The following is a 22649-nucleotide window of genomic DNA, read 5'->3' as shown; positions in this document are numbered from 1 at the left end:
ATTTCGCGCGAAAACTCACCGTTTCATCGCCATGTATCACACTGTGTACGCGCCCCGCTGCTACACAACCCAATGCAAATACGCTCTTTGGGGACACAGAGCAGATACCTCGCCACGCTTCAATGCACCCAGGGTTTCAAGGGTTCATCCAGCCCCTTGGCCACAGGCTCGCAAAGGAGACGTCAGCATGAAACAGGCTCTGCACACCTCTAAAATCACCGCCGCGCTCGGCTTGTCAGTCCTGGCGCTGTCACTGTTCGGCGCCGTCGGCAGCGCTCAGGCGCAAACCACTGAACCGGCCACCGTCACCTATTCCGCGCCCTCGCCTTTCGGCCCGCTGAAGCACATCAAGGCTGGCTTGCTCGACGTGGCCTACGCCGAAACCGGCCCCGCTGATGGCCCAGTGGTGATTCTGCTGCACGGCTGGCCCTACGACATTCACAGCTACGACGATGTCGCACCACTGCTCGCGGCCAAGGGTTACCGCGTGCTGATGCCGTATGCACGGGGTTATGGCGACACGCAGTTCCTGTCCAAAAACACCCTGCGCAACGGCCAACCGGCGGCGCTGGCCAGCGACGTGATCGACTTCATGGACGCACTGAAGATCAAGCAAGCAGTGCTGGGCGGCTACGACTGGGGCGCGCGTTCGGCGGACATCGTCGCGGCCTTGTGGCCAGAGCGCGTGAAAGCACTGGTGGCGGTCAGCGGCTACCTGATCGGCAACCAGGCCGCCGGGCAAAACCCGCTGCCGCCGAAAGCCGAATTGCAGTGGTGGTACCAGTTCTACTTCGCCACCGAACGCGGCCGTGCCGGCTATGAAAAAAACACCCACGACTTCGCCAAACTGATCTGGCAGCTGGCTTCGCCGCAGTGGAAGTTCGACGACGCCACCTTCGACCGCAGCGCCAAGGCATTGCAGAACCCCGATCACGTCGAGATCACCGTATTCAACTACCGCTGGCGGCTGGGCCTGGTGCAGGGTGAAGCGAAATATGCCGCGCTGGAAGAGAAGCTTGCGACTGCCCCGTCGATCAGCGTGCCGACGATTACCCTGGAAGGCGATGCCAATGGTGCGCCACATCCCAAGCCTGAGGACTATGCCAAGCGCTTTACCGGCAAATATCAGTTCCGGTTGATTGAGGGTGGGGTCGGACATAATTTGCCTCAAGAGGCTCCGAAGGCATTCGCCCAGGCAGTGGTGGATGCCGACCATCTCTGAAGAAAAGCCCTCAGGGTATTAAAACGGCTGGATCTATTTAACCAGCCGTTTTTCCTTCGAAGGCCGATAACCAAAATACGAGCTGTAGCACTTGCTGAAATGGCTCGGTGAGACAAAACCGCAAGCCACCAATACTTCCACCTGCGACAGCTCGGTATGTTGCAGCAGGCGGCGGGCTTCGGTGATGCGCAGCTCCAGATAGTAGCGCTGCGGCGTGGTGCCCAGTTGTTCCTTGAACAAGCGCTCGAGCTGGCGCCGTGAGCGGCCGGCGTAGACCGCCAGTTGTTCCAGCTCAAGCGGCTCTTCGAGGTTGGCATCCATCAGCTTGATCACTTCCCGCAACGGCGCGCTGACGCAGATGTTTTCATCGGGCTTGATGCGCCGGTAGCGCGACTCTTCGAAGGCGAGGATGTCTTCGATGCCCTCGACCAAGGCTTTGCCATGCAAGCCCTTGATCCAGTCCAGCGCCATGTGGAAGGCCCCGGACGGGCTCGATGCGGTGAGCCGATCACGATCGATCACATAAGGCTCGCTGCTGACATGGGTGCTCTTGGCGATTTCGGTCAGTGCCGGGCGATGTTCCGGGTGGATCGAGCAGCGATAGCCATCGAGCAAACCGGCGCGGCCGAGAAACCACGAACCGTTCCACAGTCCGGCGAGACTTACGCCCCGTTCCGCTGCAGTCTTGAGCAAGCCGATGAACTCGTCGCTGGCGCGCAGCTCGGTGCGATATCCGCCGCACACTACAAGCAGATCCAACTCGGGAAGCGCCGCAAAATCCAGGCGCGCATCGGGGCGGATGACCAGGCCCAGATCACTGATCACCTCGCCATCGCCCAAGCCGAAAGTGCGCGACGAAAACAGTCCCGGGCGCAGCAGGTTGGTGGTGACTACCGTATCGAGCGCCTGAGTGAATGCCGGTAGTGAAAAATGTTCGAGCAAGAGGAAACCGGTGCGGGTCACGCCGGTGTTATCGGGGTTCTGTTCATTCAGATAGCGAAGGTTCTTGCCCTTCATGCCACCACTGAATTGACGTCGTTCAATCAAGGTCGGGTCCATCGGTCGTTGTTATGCGGCGATAGTTGGCTGGTTCAGCGCAAGAGTCAATCATGGCCGTGACTGGTGCGTCACGATTGGCGCCAGCGCCGCCAACAGCGCGACCACCCAATCAATGAATACCCGCAACTTGAGGCTGACATGCCGGTTCGGCGGATACGCCAGATAAAGCGGCATCGATTCAAGCTGCCAGTCTTCAAACAATTGCACCAATTCGCCACGCGCAACATGCGCGTCAGACATATACGTCGGCAACCACAGCACACCCATGCCCGCCAGCCCCGCCGCCAGATAGGCATTGCCGTCATCTACCGCAAGCACATGCCGGCCCTTAATCTGCAGGCGCTCGGTGCCATTATGCAACGTGTACGGAAGAGGTTTGCCAGTGCGAGCCCAAAGAAACGCGACCACCCGATGATGGGAGTCTTCCAGTTCGCGCGGATGGTCGGGCGTACCTTCGCGAGCCAGATAAGCCGGCGCGGCAAATACCCCCAAGGGCAGATCGGCGAGCTTGCGCGCCATCAGCGATTGATCGAGCAATTCGCCGCCGCGCACCACGCAATCGACGTTCTCATCGATGATGTCGACGATGCGGTCGCTGACGCCCATGTCGATCTGGATGTCCGGGTAGCGCGCATGAAACTCCGGCAACGCCGGCACCAGAATGTGCCGCGCGAACGGGCTCGGCACGTCGATGCGCAAGCGCCCGCGTGGCCGTGCGGCGGCACCGGGCAGGCTGGTTTCGGCGTCGTCCATGTCGGCCAGCAACTTGATCACCCGCTCGTAATAAGCCGCACCATCGGCGGTGACGTTGACCTTGCGCGTGGTGCGATTGAGCAGCTTGACCCGCAGCCGCGCCTCCAGTTGCTGCACCAGTTGCGTCACCGTGGTCTTGCTCATGTGCAAGGTTTCGGCAGCTTTGGTGAAACTCCCCGCCTCGACCACCCGGGCAAAGGCCTGCATCGCATCGAACCGGTCCATCCGCGCCTCTCGATTGTTTGGAATTTGCAAACAGTGAACGCCAAGCTTGCGCGTTTATCCGGCAGCTGCAAATACCTAAAGTCACTCCATCAACCACTGATGGAGTCAGCCCCATGCCCAAGCGCGATGTAGTATTCCCACCCGCCCGCCACGCCCTGTATGAGCGTCACCGTTACTCGCCGGCGATTCGCTCCAACGGGTTTCTGTTTGTCTCCGGACAAGTCGGCAGCCGTGAGGATGGCTCGCCCGAGGCCGATCTGCGCGATCAGGTGCGCACCGCCTTCCACAACCTCAACGCGATCCTCGCTGCGGCCGGTTGCAGCTTCGATGATGCGGTGGATGTCACCGTGTTCATGGTCGATCCGCACTCGACGTTCGAAACGATCTGGACTGTGGTGCCGGAGTTCTGGGGCGAAGCGCCGTTTCCGACCATCACCGCTGTCGGCGTGACCTGGCTGGCGGGTTTCGATTTCGAGATCAAGGTGATTGCCAAATTGCCCGAGGCGGCTTGACCGCAACCGTACACAAACAGACACACCGCGCCGGCACGGAGGCTGGCCAATCTCCTCGCGAATGCGTATAACCTCGCCGTTTCGTCTACCCTGACGTGGCGCGCCGCCCGGTAGCGGCTGCCCTTCGAATGTTGACGCTTACGAAACGGAGAATTCTATGTTCAAGCGTACCCTCGCCCTCACCGCCGGTCTGGCGCTGTCTTTTTCTGCCCTGATGACGCAAGCCGCTGATGTGTTGCGCGTCAGCGCGATTCCCGACGAAGCCCCGACCGAGTTGCTGCGCAAGTTCGAACCGTTGGGCGCTTATCTTGAACAGCAGTTGGGCATGAAGGTGCAGTTTGTGCCTGTCGCCGACTACCCGGCGGTGGTTGAAGCGCTGGCCACCGATCGCCTCGACATGGCCTGGCTCGGCGGTTTCACTTTTGTGCAGGCACGCTTGAAGACCGACGCCACTACGCCAGTGATCCCGCTGGTGCAGCGCGAGCAGGATGCGCAGTTCACCAGCAAATTCATCACCGCCGACCCGAACGTGAAAAGCCTCGCCGACCTCAAGGGCAAGACCTTCGCCTTCGGTTCGGTGTCGTCCACCTCGGGCAGTCTGATGCCGCGTTACTTCATGCTGAAGAACGACGGCATCAAGCCTGAAGGCTATTTCAGCCGTGTCGCCTACTCCGGCGCGCATGACGCCACCGTTGCCTGGGTGCAGGCCGGCAAGGTCGACGCTGGTGTGTTGAACGCCAGCGTCTGGCAGAAACTGGTCGACGCCGGCAAGGTCGACACCAACAAGGTCAAAGTCTTCGCCACCACCCCGACCTACTTCGATTACAACTGGACCGTGCGCGGCACCCTTGATCCGAAGCTGGCCGCGAAGATCAAGCAAGCCTTCCTTGACCTCGACCCGGCCAATCCTGAGCAGAAGAAGATCCTCGATCTGCAGGCCGCCAGTCGCTTCATCGAGACCAAGCCCGAGAACTACAAGGGCATCGAGGAAGCCGCCCGCGCCGCCGAACTGCTGAAATGACCCTACGCCTCACCCAGGGCAGCCTGCGCCATGCCAATGGCGTCGATGCCCTTCGCAACATCGACGTGCAGATTGGTGCCGGCGAACAGGTCGCAATCATCGGCCCGTCCGGCGCTGGCAAGTCGAGCCTGCTCAATCTACTGGCGACTGCGCTCAAGCCCAGCAGTGGCGACATCGAAGTGCTCGGCGAACGCGCCTGGCACTTGTCGGCGCACCAGCGGCAGCGCCTGCGCGCGCGCATCGGTCTGGTGCATCAGGCGCCGCCGATTCCGCCGCGTCAGCGGGTGATTACGGCGGTGCTGGCCGGCAAGCTCGGTCAGTGGAGTCTGGGCAAAAGTCTGCTGAACCTGCTGCATCCACTGGATGTGGCGGGCGCTCGCGCGGCGTTGGCGCGGCTGGATCTGGGCGACAAACTGTTCGCCCATTGCCAGCAGTTGTCCGGCGGGCAGTTGCAGCGCGTCGGCATTGCGCGGGTGCTGTATCAGGCGCCGGAAATACTGCTTGCCGACGAACCTGTCTCAGCCATGGACCCGGTGCTTGCCGGCCATACGCTGTCGATCCTTTCGCGCCATGCCCGCGAGCACAACGTCACGCTGGTGGCGAGCCTGCACGCGGTGGATCTGGCGCTGGCGCACTTTCCACGGATCATTGGCTTGCGCGACGGGCAGATTCTTTTCGATTGCCCATCCGATCAAGTCAGCCGCGACAAGCTCGATGCGCTGTACGCCAATGAACAACTGCAATCGCCTGCACCAGCGGTCGCGCCTTTGATTGTGCAGATTCCGCGATGCTGAAAGCCGATTCACGGGACCCGGCGGCGTGGCCGCGATTGTTGCTGACGCTGCTGGCGCTGGCCCTGCTGTGGCCGGGCATTCAGCTCAGCGAGCTGGACTTGGGCGTGCTGTTTCAGGCCGATAGCCAGAACGAAATGGGCCGTTTCGTTTCGGCATTCTGGCCACCCGCGCATGATCAAGCGTTCCTGCAACTGCTGCTCAAAGCCACCCTGCAAACCCTGGCGATTGCCACGGCGGGCATGGCCTTGGCGTTGCTGCTGGCGGTGCCGGCAAGTCTGATCGCCAGCCGCGCGTTGTCGCTCTCGGCGGCGTCACGGGGCGGCGTGCCGAGCCTGCCCGGGCGCTTGCTGCGCTGGCCGGTACGCGGATTGCTGATCTTTTTGCGCAGCGTGCCGGAGATCGTCTGGGCGCTGTTGTTCGTGCGCGCGGTCGGCCTCGGGCCGGCGGCGGGCGTGCTGGCCATCGCCATCACCTACAGCGGTATGCTCGGCAAGGTTTACGCGGAGATATTCGAGTCCACCGACCAGCGCCCGGCGCATGCGTTGTTGCAGGCCGGCAGCGGTCGACTGGCAGCGTTTGCCTACGGCACGCTGCCGAATGTCGCCGCCGAACTGCTCTCCTACACGGTGTATCGCTGGGAGTGCGCGATCCGTGCCTCGGTGGTGATGGGCTTTGTCGGTGCCGGTGGGCTGGGGCAACAGATCGACCTGTCGATCCGCATGTTCGCCGGCGGTGAAGTCGCCAGCATGTTGCTGACGTTCCTGCTGCTGGTGCTGTGCGCCGATCAACTCAGCCGCTTGCTGCGCTGGAGGCTGACATGAGGCGCCTGATCAACCTGCTGCTGCTCGCCGCCATTGTGGTCGCGGTGGTCGCCTCTTTTGCCTATCTGGAACTGGATCTTGCCGAACTCGGCAGCGCCAACAGCCTCAAGCAGATGGGCAGTTATGTGCAGCGTTTCCTCAGTCCCGACTTGAGCGCCGGCTACCTGAAAGCCATCGCCCACGGTTCGCTGGAAACTCTCGCTATGTCAGCCCTCGGCACCCTGCTTGCGGCGCTGTTCGGCATCGTCCTCGCGCTGCCCGCTGCCGGGCGTTTCGGCTGGCCGCTGCAAAGCGCGGCGCGTCTGCTGCTCAATGGCTTGCGGGCGATTCCGGAGCTGGTCTGGGCGGCGCTGATGGTGCTCGCCGCCGGTCTCGGGCCAAACGCCGGCACCCTCGCCCTCGCTCTGCACACCACCGGCGTACTCGGTCGGCTGTTCGCCGAAGCGCTGGAAAACACCCCGCCGCAACCCGCCGAAGCGATTCGCTTGCAGGGCGGCAATCCGCTTCTCGCGTTCTGCTACGGCACCCTGCCGAACCTCGCCCCGCAACTGCTCGCCTACTGCCTGTATCGCTGGGAAAACAACATCCGCATGGCCAGCGTGCTCGGTTTCGTCGGCGCCGGCGGCCTGGGGCAGATGCTGTATGTCAGTCTCAGCCTGTTCCAGGAAGCCCAGGCCAGCACGGTGATTCTGGCGATGCTGCTGCTGGTGTTTCTGGTCGATTGGTTGAGCGCCTGGAGCCGGCAGCGTTGGGTCAAAGCGTAGGCCGAGTGGATATCTGGCAAAAGCTGATTATGCTTCAGGAAACCTTGCAGCCCTGCGAGGCGGTCAGACTGTGCAAGCTTCACGCTAGAGCAACGGCGGCAGATGCCAACGGGCCAGAGTGCGACAGGCAGTAACGGGGGACTCCGGCCTTCAACAATAAGCACGACGGAGAACACCCATGGCCACAATCGACACAGCATCCACCGGCACGCCACCGCGCAGCGGCGGCATCACCAAGGAGGAGCGCAAGGTCATCTTCGCTTCCTCGCTGGGCACGGTTTTCGAGTGGTACGACTTTTACCTCTACGGCTCGCTGGCGGCGATCATCGCCAAGCACTTCTTCGCCGGCGTCAACGAAACCACCGCATTCATCTTTGCCCTGCTGGCCTTCGCCGCCGGGTTTGCGGTGCGGCCGTTCGGCGCCATCGTCTTCGGGCGTCTGGGTGACATGATCGGGCGCAAACACACGTTTCTGATCACCATCGTGATCATGGGCGTATCCACGGCAATCGTCGGCTTGCTGCCCGGCTACGCCACCATTGGCGTCGCTGCCCCGGTGATTCTGATCACCCTGCGTCTGCTGCAAGGCCTGGCACTGGGCGGCGAATACGGCGGCGCGGCGACCTACGTCGCCGAGCACGCGCCACGCAACCGCCGTGGCTTTTTCACTTCGTGGATTCAAACCACCGCCACCCTCGGTCTGTTCATGTCCTTGCTGGTGATTCTCGCCTGTCGCACCGCGCTGGGTAACGAGGCGTTCGAGGATTGGGGCTGGCGGATTCCGTTTCTGCTGTCGATCATTCTGCTGGCCGTGTCGGTGTACATCCGCCTGCAACTGAGCGAGTCGCCGGTATTCCAGAAAATGAAGGACGAAGGCAAGGCCTCGAAAGCGCCGCTGACCGAATCCTTTGCACGCTGGGACAACCTCAAAGTGGTGATCATGTCGCTGCTCGGAGGCACGGCCGGGCAAGCAGTGGTCTGGTACACCGGGCAGTTCTATGCGCTGTTCTTCCTGTTGCAAACATTGAAGATCGACGCGCAGACCGCCAACCTGCTGATCGCCGGATCGCTACTGATCGGCACACCGTTCTTCGTGATTTTCGGCAGCCTGTCCGATCGCATCGGGCGCAAGCCGATCATCATGGCCGGCTGCATCCTGGCGGCGCTGACCTACTTCCCGATCTTTACTGCGCTGACCCAGTACGGCAATCCGGACGTGTTCGTCGCTCAGGAGAAAAACCCGGTCAAGGTCATCGCCAGTCCCGAGCAGTGCTCGTTCCAGTTCGATCCGGTGGGCAAGGCCAGATTCACCAGCTCCTGTGACCTGGCGAAAACCTTGCTGGCGAAACGCGCGATTCCGTACGAGAACGTCGCCGCCGAACCGAACACGGTGGCGCAGGTGCGCATCGGTGATCGCGTCATCGAGAGTTTCGAAGGCAGCGCCCTCGCCGCCGCCGACTTCAAGGCCCGCAACGACGCCTTCACCGCCAACCTCGGCGCAGCGTTGAAAGAGGCCGGTTACCCGGAAAAAGCCGATCCGGCAAAAATCAATTACCCAATGATGCTGCTCCTGCTCACCGTGCTGGTGATCTACGTGACCATGGTTTATGGCCCGATCGCCGCGTGGCTGGTCGAACTGTTCCCGACGCGCATCCGCTACACCTCGATGTCGCTGCCCTACCACATCGGTAACGGTTGGTTCGGCGGCTTCCTGCCGACCGTGGCGTTCGCCATGGTCGCCGCCACCGGCGATATCTACTACGGGCTGTGGTACCCGATCGTGATTGCAGTGGCGACGGCAATACTCGGCACGTTCTTTCTCCCGGAAACCAAGGATCGCGACATTCTCAAGGACTGAAACAGCCGCTGCGCCCTCTCCCGCGGGAGAGGGCACTGGCGCTGAAAAATTTCGAACGTCTGGCGCCGCGCTGTCTCCAATGTGTACACCCACAGGAGGCCAGCGCCATGAACCCCAACGACGACAAAATCCCCAACGCCCCACCCACCGATGCCAGCGGCAAACCGGTGAATGTGGTCGAGCGCGATCTGCAGGACCGCGACGGCAAAACCGAAGGCGTGGACAAAATCATCACGCCGTCTTCCACTCGAGTTAAAGAGCAGGAAGCTGAAGAGCTGCAGCGCAAAGTCGATGAGATCGAGCGTAAAGTTGCAGACGGTAACTGAGTGCAGCGTGGCTGTGGCCGCGGCTTTGAGCGGCGGCTGTCAGCCCGATGACCAAAAGCTGATTTCCTACAGAATCGAACTACACAGCTGATCGACTTCACGTGCATCACAAGCGAAGCGTCTGACAGATGCGCATTGTCTGTTTGCGGATAATGTTTCCCTCGTCCCACCAGTGACGACAACGAGCCACATCCCCCTTAGACTGCTTCACATTGATCATGGAGGTCATGATGAGCGCTGAACTTTCACTTATCGTTTCAGACTTCGAAACCGAAGAAGAGGCTGCGGAATACGACCTTTGGTTTCGTGCGCAGGTCCAGGAAGCACTTGATGATCCGCACCCTGGCATTCCCCATGCCGAAGCAATGGTGTTGCTCGATCAGATGAATGAAGAAAACCGCAGGAAGCGCCGCGCTGCGGGTTAAATGGAGCTACAAGGCTATTCGTCAACTGGCTGACATCATTGATTACATCGATCAGCACAACTCCGTTGCTTCGGTTTCCTTTCAACATAAAGCCGTTGCCGCAGCGCAGAAACTTTCTTCCATACCTCATGGCTACCGATCCGGTCGGGTGTCTGGCACTCGCGAAATGGTGATTCATCCGAACTATCTGCTGGTTTATCGGGTGAATGGGGAGATCGACATACTCAGGGTGCTTCACGCTCGACAAAAATATCCCCTAACCCCTTCACTCTAAACAAAGGCGGCCAACCGGCCGCCCAAACGTACTGCACGAGAGTCTTTTACAACGTCAGCTGCCCACGCTCTTCCTCGGTCAGCTGCTGCTTAGCCTGTTCATCCAATGCCCCGGCGCCTAGCACCTGCACCGGGCTGTCCGGGTTATAACCCGTCGCTGGCGCGCGACTGGCACCATCGCGCGTTGGTGCCAGTTGCTCGTTGCCGAAGCTGAGTACCTGCACGGTGAACACCGAGGCCTGGTTCTGCCGCGCCGCTGCCTGTTGCTGCCGGGCGACGTCTTCCGCCGCTTGGGTGGCGGAGGATGCCGCCGAGCTCGCCGAGGTGATCGCGCCGGTATTCACCGCCGACACCACCGGCACGCCGGTCGCTTTGCCCTGCACCGAAATGTTCGCGGCGTTGACCACCGTCAGCGCGGCGATGTTGACGTTGCCTGACACGCGAATCCCCGCCTCGCCGGCATCGATGGTGCCCAGTGGCGCGATCAGGTCGATGTTGCCCGGTGCCACTTCGGCGATCGGGTTGAGCGTGGCGATACCGGCGCCGGTACTCGGCACCGATGGCGACAGCGTGACGTTGCCCCAGTTGTCGTAGACACGTTTTGGCGGTGTGTAGACCACGGTGGTTTTCGAACCGCGACCGGCGTTGATGTCGCCCTCGGCGGACCAGCCGAGAATCGAGCCGCCGAACGTAGTCATGATCCGGCTCTGGCCGAGCAGAATGCTGCCTTGCGAGTACAACTGAATGTCGCCCGAACCCTGAGTAATAATCCCCGCCGTCGACGGCGGCGCCGCGCCTTCGATGCCGAACACCTGACCACCGCCCGGTGTGAGCATCTGGATATCGCCGCCAAACAGCGTCTTGACCCCGGCGCCGCCGTACATCGTGATATCGCCGTCGTAGCGAATCGGATTGCCGGCGACATCAGTGGTCGGGAACAGCGCCGCAATGGCGTTGCGACCGCGCAAGTAACTGCCGGTGCGCGGGCCATTGGCATCGGTGTATTCCAGGCCGCCGGCACGCAGTTCGGCGAAGTACACCTGGCGGGCGAAGATCGCCTGTTCGGTACTCGGCAGTGCGGCGAAGAACGCTTGCGCCTGTTCGTCGCCACCCTTAAAGCCATAACCCAGGCTCAGCCAACTCTGCAGTTCTTCGACGTAGGTCTTGACCACTTTGCCCGGTTGCGCGCTCAGGGCCACCGCTGAATCCGCTACGTTTTGCGGGTTCAGATAACGCGCAATGAAGCGTGAGTAATCCGGCCCCTGCGCGCCCGCACCCGCTTGCATCACGATGCTCGCACCGGGGCGCTGATCGCCTGCCACGACAGGGCCGAGGCTGGAGATGCTGGCGCGATCTTCCATCAGGATATTGCGCCCGGCATTGACGTCCAGAACACCCGGGCCGGCAATGTCGAAGCTGCTGTAGAGAATGTCACGCCCGGCCGAAATCCGCGAAATGTCGCGCGCATCGTTATGCACGAACAGATTGCCGGTAGACGCGATCTGTTCGTTATTTCGACTCATGCCCCCAACGGGCGCAAACGTGGGTTGCCCCAAATTGGTACCGGACGCCACGATGTCACGCCCCGCCACCATCCACACCGGGCCTGCCGATTCATACCAGGTGCGCTTCGTGGTCGCGAACGCCAGCGTTTCGCCCGTGCGAATTCCTACCAGGTCACCGGTCAGTGCATAGAAGCGCGCCGGCCCCTGAACACTGCTCAACCCCGAGTAGCTATCGGGACCAAAGGCAAACAGTGGATAGCGCGAATTGGTTTGCGCCAGCACACCATCGCTGCCGGCGTTGGTCGTGATCGGCCGAGCGGACTGGTTGTTGCCGTAGCCATTGAACGCGGGTGCAAACGGTGTGGCGAGCGCCACCGGGCTGGCCCCTGACTGGTTGATGGCGTAGCCGCCGGCATAGATCGAATCCCCAGCGATCAGTTCAAGCTGCCCCGCGCTGGAAGGTGCCAACAGCAATGACCAGGCCAGAGCCGGCGCCGGGTTGCCTATGCCGTAGGCCGCTGATGGTCCCGCATAAATCGAGCCCTGGCCGGCCACGGCACGCAATATCGAAGGAAAGACGAAGCGGTCATCGGTCGGTGACCCGTTAAGCCCGGCGACGGGGTCCTGCCCGGTGGTTTCCATCAACTGGGTGCTGGGCGTCAGGTTGCCGCCGGCCGAGAACAAATCGATGGCCGTGTGATCGGTCCACAGCGAGAAACCACTCAAACCGCCACCGGCATGGTAAATGCCATCCGCCGTGGTAAACGGTGTGGAGTTCTGCAACCTCACGCGGCCCGGATCGGCGGCGCCACCCAACACCAGATCGCCGCGGGTGTTGAGGCGCATGCCGGAGTCACCGGGAATCAGCACCAGCCCACCACTGGCATTACTGGCCGTCGAGTTGAACGGGTCGAAGGCGCGCGTTTCCCGTGGGTCATGAAACAGCGCCGAGGCGCCGTACTGCAGATTGATGCCGCCCAGCGCGGCGCCCGTCAGTTGCGCCGCACCGCGCAGGTTGATGAGCGCGCCCTGCAAGTCGTGCGTCGGCGTGCCGGTACCCGCCAGGCCGGCACGTGCCTGCAGAGACGGATTAAGGACACCGCCCAGACGAATATCCAGGTCTCCGCCACCGGTCAGTTGCAAGTTCCCGTCACTGTCCACGCGGCCCGTGCTGCCGACAGCCACGATCAACCCCTGACTGCGAGGGTACGACGCATACCTGTCGTCGCCCATGGCCTTGAGCATGCCAGCATCCCCGCCGGCGCTCAGACTGATGTTGCCGCCGCCCAGCGTACCGAACCCGGTAAAGCCCACCAGATAAGGTCTGGTTTCCTCGCCCAGCGCTGGCAATGGCTGCGCAGCGTAGCTGCCGAAATTGATCCACCAGGCAGTCGGTACATCGTTGTTGCCGGTGCCCTGGCGCCAGAGCCAATTGCCCACCGCCACACTCGGCACCTGCTCCCGCGTACCGTCGCCCGTGGCGACCGAGCGACGGCCAAGCACGTCACCCGACACAGACCCGCCGGCATTGATCGTCAGGTTACCGCCCATCTGCGGATACCAGGCCTGATAGAGGTTGGCACTGCCGCCATCGACCCATTTTTCGTAATCGCTGCCAGCGCTGCCCAATACCGAGCCATCAGCCGACAGCCTTCCGCGGGGCTGGTTATAACGCGCATCGACGTCCGCCGATTGGGTGCCGGCGGTGTAGACGCCGAAAGGTGAAGCCATGCTCAGGTTACCGGCCGCCATCAAATCCAGGTCGCCGGTGCCAGTACGCAAAACGCTGAACATCTGCGTGTGGGCCTGGGCGCTCTTGCTCGGATTGTTTTCAATGCACAGTGCCGGGTCGATGGAGCACCAGAACAATTCGTCATCGTTCATCGGTGTGTAATCCGGCATGCCCATCCAGTTGCCAGGCGCCCACACACTGCGCGCCATGGGCGCGCAAGAACCGGGAGCGATATCACAGAGCACAAGGTATTCCTCGGGAACCGGTTCGTACGGTGTAAAGCCATACTCGTTATCCACCGCCCAGACCAGTTTGCCGGCCACCTCGATCATGCTCACACCATAGTGAGTGTCGGCCATCTGCAAGTTGCCGACGCTGGCCTGAGGTTTCACGCTACGGCTGTCGGCCGCGGTCAGATCGGCCCCTGCCACCATGCGCATCGACCACGACGCACTGCCCGCCGGCAGCATGCTGGCGATCGCCCAGTTTCGACCTTGCTGGTTTCCATTGGCAGGACGCAGGTCGAGGAATACCGTGCCATCGGCGAGCTTCACGTTGGTCATGGAGGGGATCAGCGAACCCCGCAACAGCGCCAACGTTCCGTTCAACACAACACCCACCGTTTTATTGTCGGCATCAACCGCACCCGGCAGCGGCACGCCTTTGGGCCAGAGCAGGGCCTGCAGTGCGGTGGCGTTGTTCAAGCGAATACCTGCACCCAAACGACTGCCGGTCGGCAGGGTCACAGCGTTGTCGAGCAACGTACCGGCGGCATACATCAGGTTACCCGCCGCGTCATGCACATCGCCGGCCAGCACCGTTCCACCCTGTAACACGTAAGGTGCGGCCAAAGTGCTCTGAACCGGCAACACCGTGCCCGCGGCCAGTGTGGCGGCTTGAATCGGCAGGTCGTAATTCAAGGTGGCGCCAACCGGAAAGAGCGTCCCTTCGGCAAGGCTGACACCACTGCCCGGTACGATCAGGTCACCGCCGAAAGGCTGTATCCCCGGCAACAGTTTCCAGCCAGCGTCGTCCACGGTTTCCGGCGGCGGTGCGAAACCGTCGTTGATGCTGCCGTAGATATCGAGGTTGCCACCGGCACGGATCAACAGGCTGCCCGCTTCTCCGCTGCCATACACCGAGGTCCGGCGAGTGTGCGGGTTGAGGCTGGCGTAACGGTAGCCGGACAAGTCGAGATCGCCCTGCACCACCAGATCGCCGTCAGCGGTTTTGCTGACGATTTCCACCCCCGGGCGCAGATGAAACGCATCGGCATAGGTCGCATTGTTGAGGCCGGCCAGTTTGCGTTGTAGCAGATCACTGTTACCCAGCGCCGCATCGATAAAGCCGCTGCTGTCTGAGTGAATGCGATCCAGGTAGGCTTGATCGATCACTTGATACGGGCGACCGCTGGCCGCCGGATCGGTGCCATCGGCAGCATCACTGTAACTTCGCACGGCATTCAGCCCGATGGAGCGGGCACCTTGAATACTCAACGTACCGCTGGCATCCACCGCAATGTCACCGCCGCCCAGGCGCGGTGCATTCAGCTCCAGCGTCCCACGCAACACGTCATCGCGTTGTCCCGCCTGGTTTCCAGGCACGGCATCGGTGCCGTGACGCAGATCAATCCGTGCACCAGCGGCCAGCGTCAGCACGCCGTCACCTGAATTGAGTTCAACCATGGCGCGGTTCGGTGCGTCGATGATTTTGCCGTAGCTGTCGACGCGCAGTACGCGGCCATGGGCATCGAGCAGCGCGTTGCCTGTCAGGTTCAAACCGTTTTTGCCGGCAAGGCGAATGCTGCCGACCCGTTCACCACTGGCATCGATCACCCCGTCCACGGTCAGGTTGCCGTTGTCCACCGAGACATTGACTTGGCCCGCTTTGAGTTCGTTACCGATACGCAGATTGCCCTGCTTGAACTGGAAGCTTCGACTGCCCACTACCCCGCCGGCATTCAAGCGCAGGTTAAGGCTGGCAAAGGCCTCGCTCAAATCACCCGCCAGGCGCTGGGCGCGAATGTCCACGCCAGCGGCCTTGTACGGCACCCACGTACCGCCCGCGTCGTAATAGCCACTGCTGCGGCCGACAATCTGCCCTTGCAGATCAACCTGTCCAGCGTCAGTGGCCAGGGCCACAACGTTCAATTGCCCGGCCTGATTGTTGACGGCGGAAAGATCGATTCGCGAGCCCGCCGACTGACGAATATTGCCGTTGTTGCTCTGCAACGACACGTCGCCGCCCCAGCTGTATTTCTGCACATCATTGAACGGCAGAACCCGGCCCGCCATGTCCACCTGCGCGCCGCTGCCAAGCAGCAGATCATCCTCGGCATTGACCAGCAGCTTGCCGCTGGCGAGGACGATGCGACTGTCGAGCACAACACTGCGTGCCGTCAGGCTCAGTTGCGCACCGAGGGCATCCGCGGCAGCCGTTGTGGCGCTACCACTCAGCGTCAGGTTGTTGCCCGCCTTGAGTTCACTGACCGAGGCGGCCTCGCCGGTCAACAATGGCGTGCGCAGATTGAGATTGCCGCCGCTGTAGCTGAACCCCTTGACCGCGTCATAAGCTCCTTGGGATTCGTACACCGCCAGACTGCCCTTGTGGTTGGCGGTGATGCGCTCGCTGGCGTTGAAGTTGACATTGGCAAATCCCAGGGCCAGTCGGTTATTGCGATCCAGGCCATTGGGCTGCGGGTTCGGGCCATAACCCAATTCGATCCGCTGCGCCTGAATATCCAGCGTGCCGTGCCCGTTGCCGGCGCCGTCGTTGACCACCGTACCCGGGGCCTGAGTCGCCCCGTTCCAGATCAGATTGCGGGTGCGGATCGTCGCGACATCGGTGGCAGCGCCCGAGCCGTAGATAGCCGGGCTACCCAACACCAGATTCTGCAAACGGCTCTGGCCGGTCTGCGGATCAATGGTGTCGAGGGTCACGCTGCCGAAAAAGTTGAACGCATCGCGGGCCACCAGACTCAGGGTTTCCAGGGCGGGGGCGCCAGATTGCGTGTCGCCCTGCAACAGGCGATCCAGCACGTTCTGGTTAAGCGTCAGGCCCGCGGGTGTGCGGCCGCTGGCTGCGGCCAGTGCTTGCGGACTGCCGGCATTGACCACACCGACCGAAAGCCCGAGTTGGCGAGTGCCAAAGCGCACGTTTTCTCCCAGTTCGAAGTCTTTGTCAGTGGCGGCGATGATGCTGCCGTTGGAGTACAGCAACGCCGCAGCGGTGCAATCGGCCGTCGGACAGTTGCCGATACGAATGCTCCCGCCCCCGCCATCGGTGGGCGCAAGCACCGGCGTCCAGCCGTTGGACACCACCAGCAGGCTGGAGCGCCCCGGTTCGTAGACGAAACCGGCTGCGGCATCATACGGAACGTTACCTCGCCCCAAGGTATTGACGCCCGCTCCCGCATCGATGGTGATGCCGCCATTGGCGCTGTTACTGCTCAGCACAACCTCTGGCGCCGAGAGGATCGCGCCTTCGCGCAGACGAATCGCCGAGGTATTGCCGATCACCTTGATCGAGCCGCCCTCCGAACCGTAATACACAGTTGGGGTGCCACCGATGGTCAAACGTCCGGCATTCAAGCGGTTGAGGGTGTCGGCGTACAGCGATACACCGTCGAACCCTGGCGTTCGCGTATGCCCGGCACCGAGAATTTCAAACTCTGCGCCGGTATAACCGCCCTGAACGACCGCCGTACCAATGACCCCGCCGCTGGCAGGTTTGAACAGCACCTGCCCGTTGAAATCCAGGGCTGAGTCGTGCTCGCCGCCACTGACCATGCGCAGGTGCAGCGTGTTGCCGTCCAGCGGTGTGCGGGCGCGCGGCAGACCGCGGCGGGCAGCATCGTTGAGCACAAATTGGCTGAACCCGGTTTCGTTGTACTGTGAATAGCGCCGCAGCACATCGGCAGACGTCACGATGACCTGGCTGGGCAAACTGTCGCGGATACCGGTGTTGGCAATCGACAGCTGTCCGGCCGTGGTCCACGAGCCATTGCGCAACTTCAACGCACTGTCCATCGGCCCCGCAATCGCTTGACCATTGATTTCGACCCGGAAGGCGCCCGGTAACAAGGCAAAGGTCGATGGCAACAAGGTGTAGGTGCCGGGTGCCAGTCCGGCAACGCCGGTCCCGAGGGTGATCTGCTGGCCGATACGCGGGTCGACCGCGCCGGCCTCGGCCAGCATCGGCGCATAGCGGCTCTGGTCACCGGCGACGATTGCATACACGGGGTTATTGGCCAGCCCCGGCAAACTGAAGGTGCCATCGGTGGCATTGCGTACCAGCGGATTGAAACGCGCATCGGTGGAGCCACCTCGTCCGGAGACAAAACCGGCACCGCGCAAATCGCCGCCGCCCGAAAGGTCGATCACCGCCCCGGCCTGCACATTGGTGTATTGCGCATCAAGGATGACCCCGGAGGTCGCTCCGGCAATGCCATTCAACATCACCGACTTACCGTTGTACCGATAGTCGATACCGTCGGTGGTTCCTCCATAGGGCATGACCAGTCCGGCGGCGCTGACTGAAGTCACGCTGCCCGGCAGAAGGTGAAGTTCACGGGTTTTGACAATGACGTCATCACCCAGGGATATCAGCCCCAAAGGCGCACGAATGACGCCGCCCTGCTCGATCTGTCCCGCACTGAGTGTCAGGCTGCCGAACACCGAGTAAGGCAAAGCGGTCGGCGCCGCCCCGTGATTGCCGATACGCAACGTATGCTCCGGCACCGATCCGGCCATACTCTGATAGCCCACTCGCACCTCAGCCGAGACGCCGCTGGCCGGGTAGATCTGCGCAGCCCGCATGTTCATGTCACCCGCAGTCCACAGACGGCTGCGCTGCTGTTCATCGGTTGGCGCGAGGAAGCGCAAGTCGCCCTGGCTGTCGAGCGTGACCAGACCAAAGCCACGGCGGCTGACCGCCAGCGCCGGTGCGGCCGATTGCACGAGAGTCCCTTCGGTGCCGAATGAAAGCGAGTTGCCCACGTCCAGCAGGTTCGCGCTGGCGGTGAATTGCGCGCCGGACAACTGCGCTGTCGGATTGCTCATCACCCGCGGACGCACTTTGACTTCCGAGCTCAAATAGGTGCCCAGCCCTGACAGGCGCAGGTAAGGTGCGCTGAGGTTGACCCGGGCGCTGTCACTCGCCGACTCGGCCAATGAAAGAGAACCGGCGAACAGGCTCAGGCCCTGCCCCATGTGCAGGTCGACATCGCCGTCGAACGTCATCAGACCGTTGCTCAGCAGACTCACGCTGTCGAAGCCACCGCTCATCAGCTGATCGGCACTCAAGCGTGTACGCCCGTAGCGTAAAAGTGGCGAAGCCTCACCCGCTCGCAGCGGCTGCGGCAGTGCCGGCGCGGGCCCTTGGCCAATGATCATTTCACGTGGCACGCGCACCGCATTGCTCAAGTTCGCGGGACCGTACGCCGGTGTATCCAGAGCGATCTCCAGACGCCCGCCCGCCGCACCTGCACCGCCAGCACTGGCCTGCAGACTGCCTTCGATGAACAGACCATTGTAGGAGCTCAGGGTGATCCGTCCGCCATCGGTGGCCACACGAGCGGGGCCTTGCCCACCGCTATCGAGCACGGCTTGCGCACCGGACGCTTCCAGTCGCGCACCTTGGCGGACGATGACGTAAGCATCGGCAGCGGTCGCCGTGATTTTCTTCACATCAATCTCGCCACCGACAATGATCGAGCCACCCTTGCCAACCTGGCCGTAGACGCGGCCCAGCGCATCGACAGCGGTCGCTGCCCGACCGGCGACATCGATCAAGGCGTGTTCACCGATCCAGATCGAACGGTTGTGCGGGGTCGGATCGGCCTCTTGCAAGGACGTCGCCACATCAATCGCGCCGAACTGCTGTTGACGGATATCGACAATACCGCCCCAAGCGTTGAGTTCACCATCAAGCGTGATCTGGCCTGCCCCGCGCAAACCGATGCGCTGGCCGGGATCGACACTGATCCGTGAGCCTTCGCCAATCGACAACGGACTGCTGGCGGGATCAATCAAGCCAGCAAGCGTCGCGCCGGCCTGCAATGCGACAGAAGCGCCGGCCCTTTGCGTCAAGACGCCCTTGAGCGGGTCTTCCTGAAATAGCGCGGGCGTCCATAGCTCCAGCGCAGCGCGCGGCGACATACCGGACACAATGGTCGAGGCGGATTCGCCAAATCGATAGACCGGCATCTGCACATCGATCGCGCTTTGCGCGGCGACCTCCAGCCCCTTCAGACCGATGATGTTGTAGGCGCTGAACCCCGTGCGGAACAGCTCCGGCGTCAGGCGCAGGGTCTGTTCTTCGGACACTTCGCCGGAAGCGCCGATCCGCACCTTGCTGGCCTGCACGGTCAAGGTGCCGCCGCCGTTCACGCCATAGCCCTGCACCTCGCCATCGAGCACCATGCGCGACTGGCCTGGCGCAATGTTGGCGCTGGATTCAAGCGTCACGTCGCCACCCTTGCCGCCACGCGTCTTGCCGTTGGCCAATACCGCACCGCCCGACGAAACATCGACCAGACTGCCACTGGCCAGCAGAATGTCGCCGGTACTGCGGATCGACACTGTCCCGCCATTGAGGTACGCCAGGCCGCCCGCGTCGTCCGGGTTACTCGACAGGTTGCTCCACAGACCGCGTGTCTGCAGCTGCACACCCTGCGCAACCGTCACTCGCGCTTGCTTGCCTGCTGAAACCTGGAGACTGGTGTCATCACGCCGATCTGTGGCGAGCTGGTTCAAAACGTTACCCAATTGCAGGCTGCCGCCTTGCGCAATCAGATCGGCATTGACCTGCACGTCAGGGCTGAACAGGGTGATGTTGCCACCGTGATCCACCGTCACGCCTTCATTGACTTCAATCGTGTTTTTCGCCGAAATCTTCAGCGCGCCCAGCGCGAAACCATTGAGCAGCCCGGCATCGAGGAACAGTTTGCCTGCGCGTTCTGCCGCGACCGCATCGGTCAGCCCTGCGTTCGCTACGCTGGCATGCGCGCCCCCCACTTGCACCTGATCGAGCAACGGGTCGAGTTGATACAGCAGGCCGGCACTGGCAGCGACATAAGCAGCATCGTAACTGCCAACCACCAACTGCCCTCGCCGCGCCCGGGCGGTCTGGGTCTGGGCGTAGCCGTCCAGACCTGCCCGCGGTGCCTGGATTTGCCGTTCGCCCTGAAACACCTCACCCAACAGCTGGCCTTCCAGCACGGCGTTGCCCGTGGCGATCACCAACTGGCCGGCATCCCGGCCAACGGTGTAACCCGCTTCCTGACGACGCGTCGGCGCGATCAGCGGGCTATAGAAATAATCCGTCTGGCCCCAGCGCTCGCTGTGACTTTCGTAACCTTTGTAAAGACCGTTGTAGAGAATATCGCCCGGCGCACGCGACACTTCGTATAACCGCCCGTCCGCACCGCGCAGCCAGCTCTGGCGAATCTCGCCGCCCTGCACATCAAGCGTGCCGCCGGACACATTGATCAGCGAACCTTTTTCGCTGATCACGTCCTTTCCGGAAAACCGCACCTCACCGCCCTGCGCCATCCATTCACCAACGCCATGGCCCTGAGTGCCGAGGTATCCGCCGACCTCCAACAACCCACCGGCGGTGTACCAGCGGTCGGTAGCGTAACCGTTGGTGCCCGCCGGCACGAATACCAGCTCACGGACATCGACCCAGATGTCGTTACTGTTGAGCGCGCCACTCTCGCGATTGACCGGCGCATCACGCTGCTCGTTGCCCTGGACGTTGATCTTGATGTTGTTGTTTGCCATCGCCACTTTGACGCCGAGGGCGCCGGACACGTCGATCACCGCCCCCTCGCGCAATAGACTGCGCTGTCCGGCGGCAACTGCCACCTGCCCACCGGTGGCAAGGGTGATCGAGCCGCTTTTGAATTCGACGGTGCCGCCGCTGCCGATGTCGATGCGAGACTGATCGCTGCGGATCCGGTTGTTGGCATTGACGCCGGTCAGCGCCGCCTCGCGCTGGCTGTCCAGGGCCGTGAGATCACTGCTGTCGAGCAGAATCGCACTGACGCCATTTTCGCCCAGGGTCACACGGCCTTGGGCATCGCTGGCCGGATTGAGCAGATGCACGGTGCCGCGCGTCGCCACCGAAGTGCTCGCCAGCAGCACACCGTTTTGCACAACGTCGCGCCCGGTCAGGGTGATGTCGCCGGTGGATGCCTGGATCAGGCCGGTGTTGCTGACTTTGCCAGAGCTGTCAGCCTTGAAACCGGGAATGACCTCACTGCCGAAAGTGGTTGAATAACCATTACCGTCGGTGCCCGAGCCCTTGCGGATATAGAAACGGTCCCCCGCACCCAGCACCGTCTGACCTTTGGCCGTACTGATCGAGCCGTCGTTCTGCACGTCCTGGCCGAGCAGCAAGGTATAGCCGCCGGCGTCGGTGGAGAGCGCAGGTTGATGCGTTTGTATGGCTGCGCCACGCTCCACCAGGACTTTGCCAGCAGCGTCGGTAAAGGTTGGCTGACTGCCGGTGCTGTCGAAATACAGACCTCGATCGCGAAATTGTGCATCGGTCATGTTCGCGGCTGCCGCTACCAGATTTCGCACATTGACCTGGCTTCCACCGCTGAAGACGATGCCGTTGCGGTTGATCAGCATCACCGTGCCGTCCGCTTTGATCTGCCCCTGAATCTGGCTGGCCCGTGCGCTCGGATCGTTGACGCGATTGAGCACCGCCCAGTTGGCCTGCTGGGCAAATTCCACTGTGGTATTGCGGCCGACGTTGAACGTTTCCCAATTGAGAATCGCCTTGTCGGCGGTCTGCTCGATCTTCACCGTGGTCTTGCCGTCGGCCTGGGTTTGTTGCGGGCCTTTGGCGTTCATCCAGCCCTGGCTCAGGCTGTTATCGACCTTCAGGCCGCCCTCGCCCAATCCGTCCGGAACCACTTGCACACTGCCCAATGCGGCGGCACGTCCAGCGGCTTGTGCGGCCTGCTGAGCGGCAATCGCTGCAACGGTGTTATTGAGTGTCTGCAAAGAGCGCTGCAACTGCTGGCTGGCCCGTTGCTGCTGTGCCAGCGGTGGGGTCATCCCCGGCAGACCGCTCCCACCCGGACGCGACGCCGAAGCCTGCTGCGCCGCGCCCTTCGCGGCAAACCAGGTGGAACTGAACGCTGTCGCCGCCTCGGCACTGCCCGCCACCAGACACAAGGCGACGGCTTGCGCCAATGGCTTGAGCAGCCACTGTGCGGGATCGCCCGCGCCACGTTTGATCGGCCGGATACGGTTACTGTGACGGGAGGTGCGAGCAAGCATCACTACAGGTCCTTTTGGGTGGCAGGTCGGATCAGCCCTGCTGTTACGACATAGGCAGTTGGC

Annotated in this window: 13 protein-coding genes; 10 read left to right on the top strand and 3 right to left on the bottom strand. The window is 62.2% G+C overall.

Annotated elements, in window-relative coordinates; all coding sequences use genetic code 11:
- Positions 1-187: 187 nt before the first annotated feature.
- Positions 188-1222 (top strand): alpha/beta fold hydrolase, encoded by a 1035-nt coding sequence (locus tag BXA01_RS00945; protein ID WP_076562627.1) that lies wholly within the window; start codon positions 188-190, stop codon positions 1220-1222.
- Positions 1223-1255: 33 nt separating this feature from the next.
- On the opposite strand, the gene BXA01_RS00940 is transcribed toward BXA01_RS00945, so the two are convergent.
- Positions 1256-2281: a GlxA family transcriptional regulator gene (locus BXA01_RS00940; protein ID WP_076562625.1), complete on the bottom strand. Its 1026-nt coding sequence runs from the start codon at positions 2279-2281 to the stop codon at positions 1256-1258.
- A 48-nt stretch (positions 2282-2329) separates the two neighbouring features.
- Positions 2330-3259 carry a LysR family transcriptional regulator gene (locus BXA01_RS00935; protein WP_076562623.1) on the bottom strand — a complete coding sequence of 310 codons (930 nt, stop codon included), beginning with the start codon at positions 3257-3259 and terminating at the stop codon, positions 2330-2332.
- A gap of 113 nt (positions 3260-3372) precedes the next feature.
- Between BXA01_RS00935 and BXA01_RS00930 the strand changes: the two genes are divergently transcribed.
- From BXA01_RS00930 to BXA01_RS00890, 9 genes are all read left to right on the top strand, one after another.
- A complete protein-coding gene (locus BXA01_RS00930) occupies positions 3373-3771 on the top strand; it encodes a RidA family protein (protein WP_076562622.1) in 399 nt (132 codons plus the stop codon).
- A gap of 157 nt (positions 3772-3928) precedes the next feature.
- The gene (locus BXA01_RS00925; RefSeq protein ID WP_041480134.1) at positions 3929-4792 is read left to right on the top strand and encodes a putative selenate ABC transporter substrate-binding protein; all 864 of its coding nucleotides are present in this window, start codon (positions 3929-3931) and stop codon (positions 4790-4792) included.
- On the top strand, positions 4789-5586 hold the full coding sequence (locus tag BXA01_RS00920; protein WP_056789573.1) for a phosphonate ABC transporter ATP-binding protein: 798 nt from the start codon (positions 4789-4791) through the stop codon (positions 5584-5586). Before BXA01_RS00925 ends, BXA01_RS00920 begins: the two co-directional genes overlap by 4 nt.
- Complete coding sequence (locus tag BXA01_RS00915) at positions 5580-6407, top strand: PhnE/PtxC family ABC transporter permease (RefSeq protein WP_024013147.1); 828 nt, start codon at positions 5580-5582, stop codon at positions 6405-6407. Before BXA01_RS00920 ends, BXA01_RS00915 begins: the two co-directional genes overlap by 7 nt.
- Positions 6404-7171 (top strand): phosphonate ABC transporter, permease protein PhnE, encoded by a 768-nt coding sequence (gene phnE / locus BXA01_RS00910; protein WP_076562620.1) that lies wholly within the window; start codon positions 6404-6406, stop codon positions 7169-7171. The genes BXA01_RS00915 and phnE overlap by 4 nt, the downstream gene beginning before the upstream one ends.
- Before the next feature lie 178 nt (positions 7172-7349).
- Positions 7350-9029 carry an MFS transporter gene (locus tag BXA01_RS00905; RefSeq protein WP_076562618.1) on the top strand — a complete coding sequence of 560 codons (1680 nt, stop codon included), beginning with the start codon at positions 7350-7352 and terminating at the stop codon, positions 9027-9029.
- A 107-nt stretch (positions 9030-9136) separates the two neighbouring features.
- Positions 9137-9355: a hypothetical protein gene (locus BXA01_RS00900; protein WP_076562616.1), complete on the top strand. Its 219-nt coding sequence runs from the start codon at positions 9137-9139 to the stop codon at positions 9353-9355.
- 230 nt (positions 9356-9585) lie between these two features.
- Positions 9586-9780 (top strand): type II toxin-antitoxin system RelB family antitoxin, encoded by a 195-nt coding sequence (gene relB / locus BXA01_RS00895; protein ID WP_016774959.1) that lies wholly within the window; start codon positions 9586-9588, stop codon positions 9778-9780.
- Positions 9743-10054, top strand: a complete 312-nt coding sequence (locus BXA01_RS00890; RefSeq protein ID WP_083957526.1) for a type II toxin-antitoxin system RelE/ParE family toxin — start codon at positions 9743-9745, stop codon at positions 10052-10054. The genes relB and BXA01_RS00890 overlap by 38 nt, the downstream gene beginning before the upstream one ends.
- Before the next feature lie 46 nt (positions 10055-10100).
- On the opposite strand, the gene BXA01_RS00885 is transcribed toward BXA01_RS00890, so the two are convergent.
- The gene (locus tag BXA01_RS00885) at positions 10101-22586 is read right to left on the bottom strand and encodes a filamentous haemagglutinin family protein (protein WP_076562614.1); all 12486 of its coding nucleotides are present in this window, start codon (positions 22584-22586) and stop codon (positions 10101-10103) included.
- Positions 22587-22649: the final 63 nt, after the last annotated feature.

The sequence above is a fragment of the Pseudomonas sp. B10 genome, assembly GCF_900156235.1.
Classification (GTDB): Bacteria; Pseudomonadota; Gammaproteobacteria; order Pseudomonadales; family Pseudomonadaceae; genus Aquipseudomonas; species Aquipseudomonas siliginis.
This window is presented reverse-complemented; position numbering and strand designations above follow the sequence as displayed.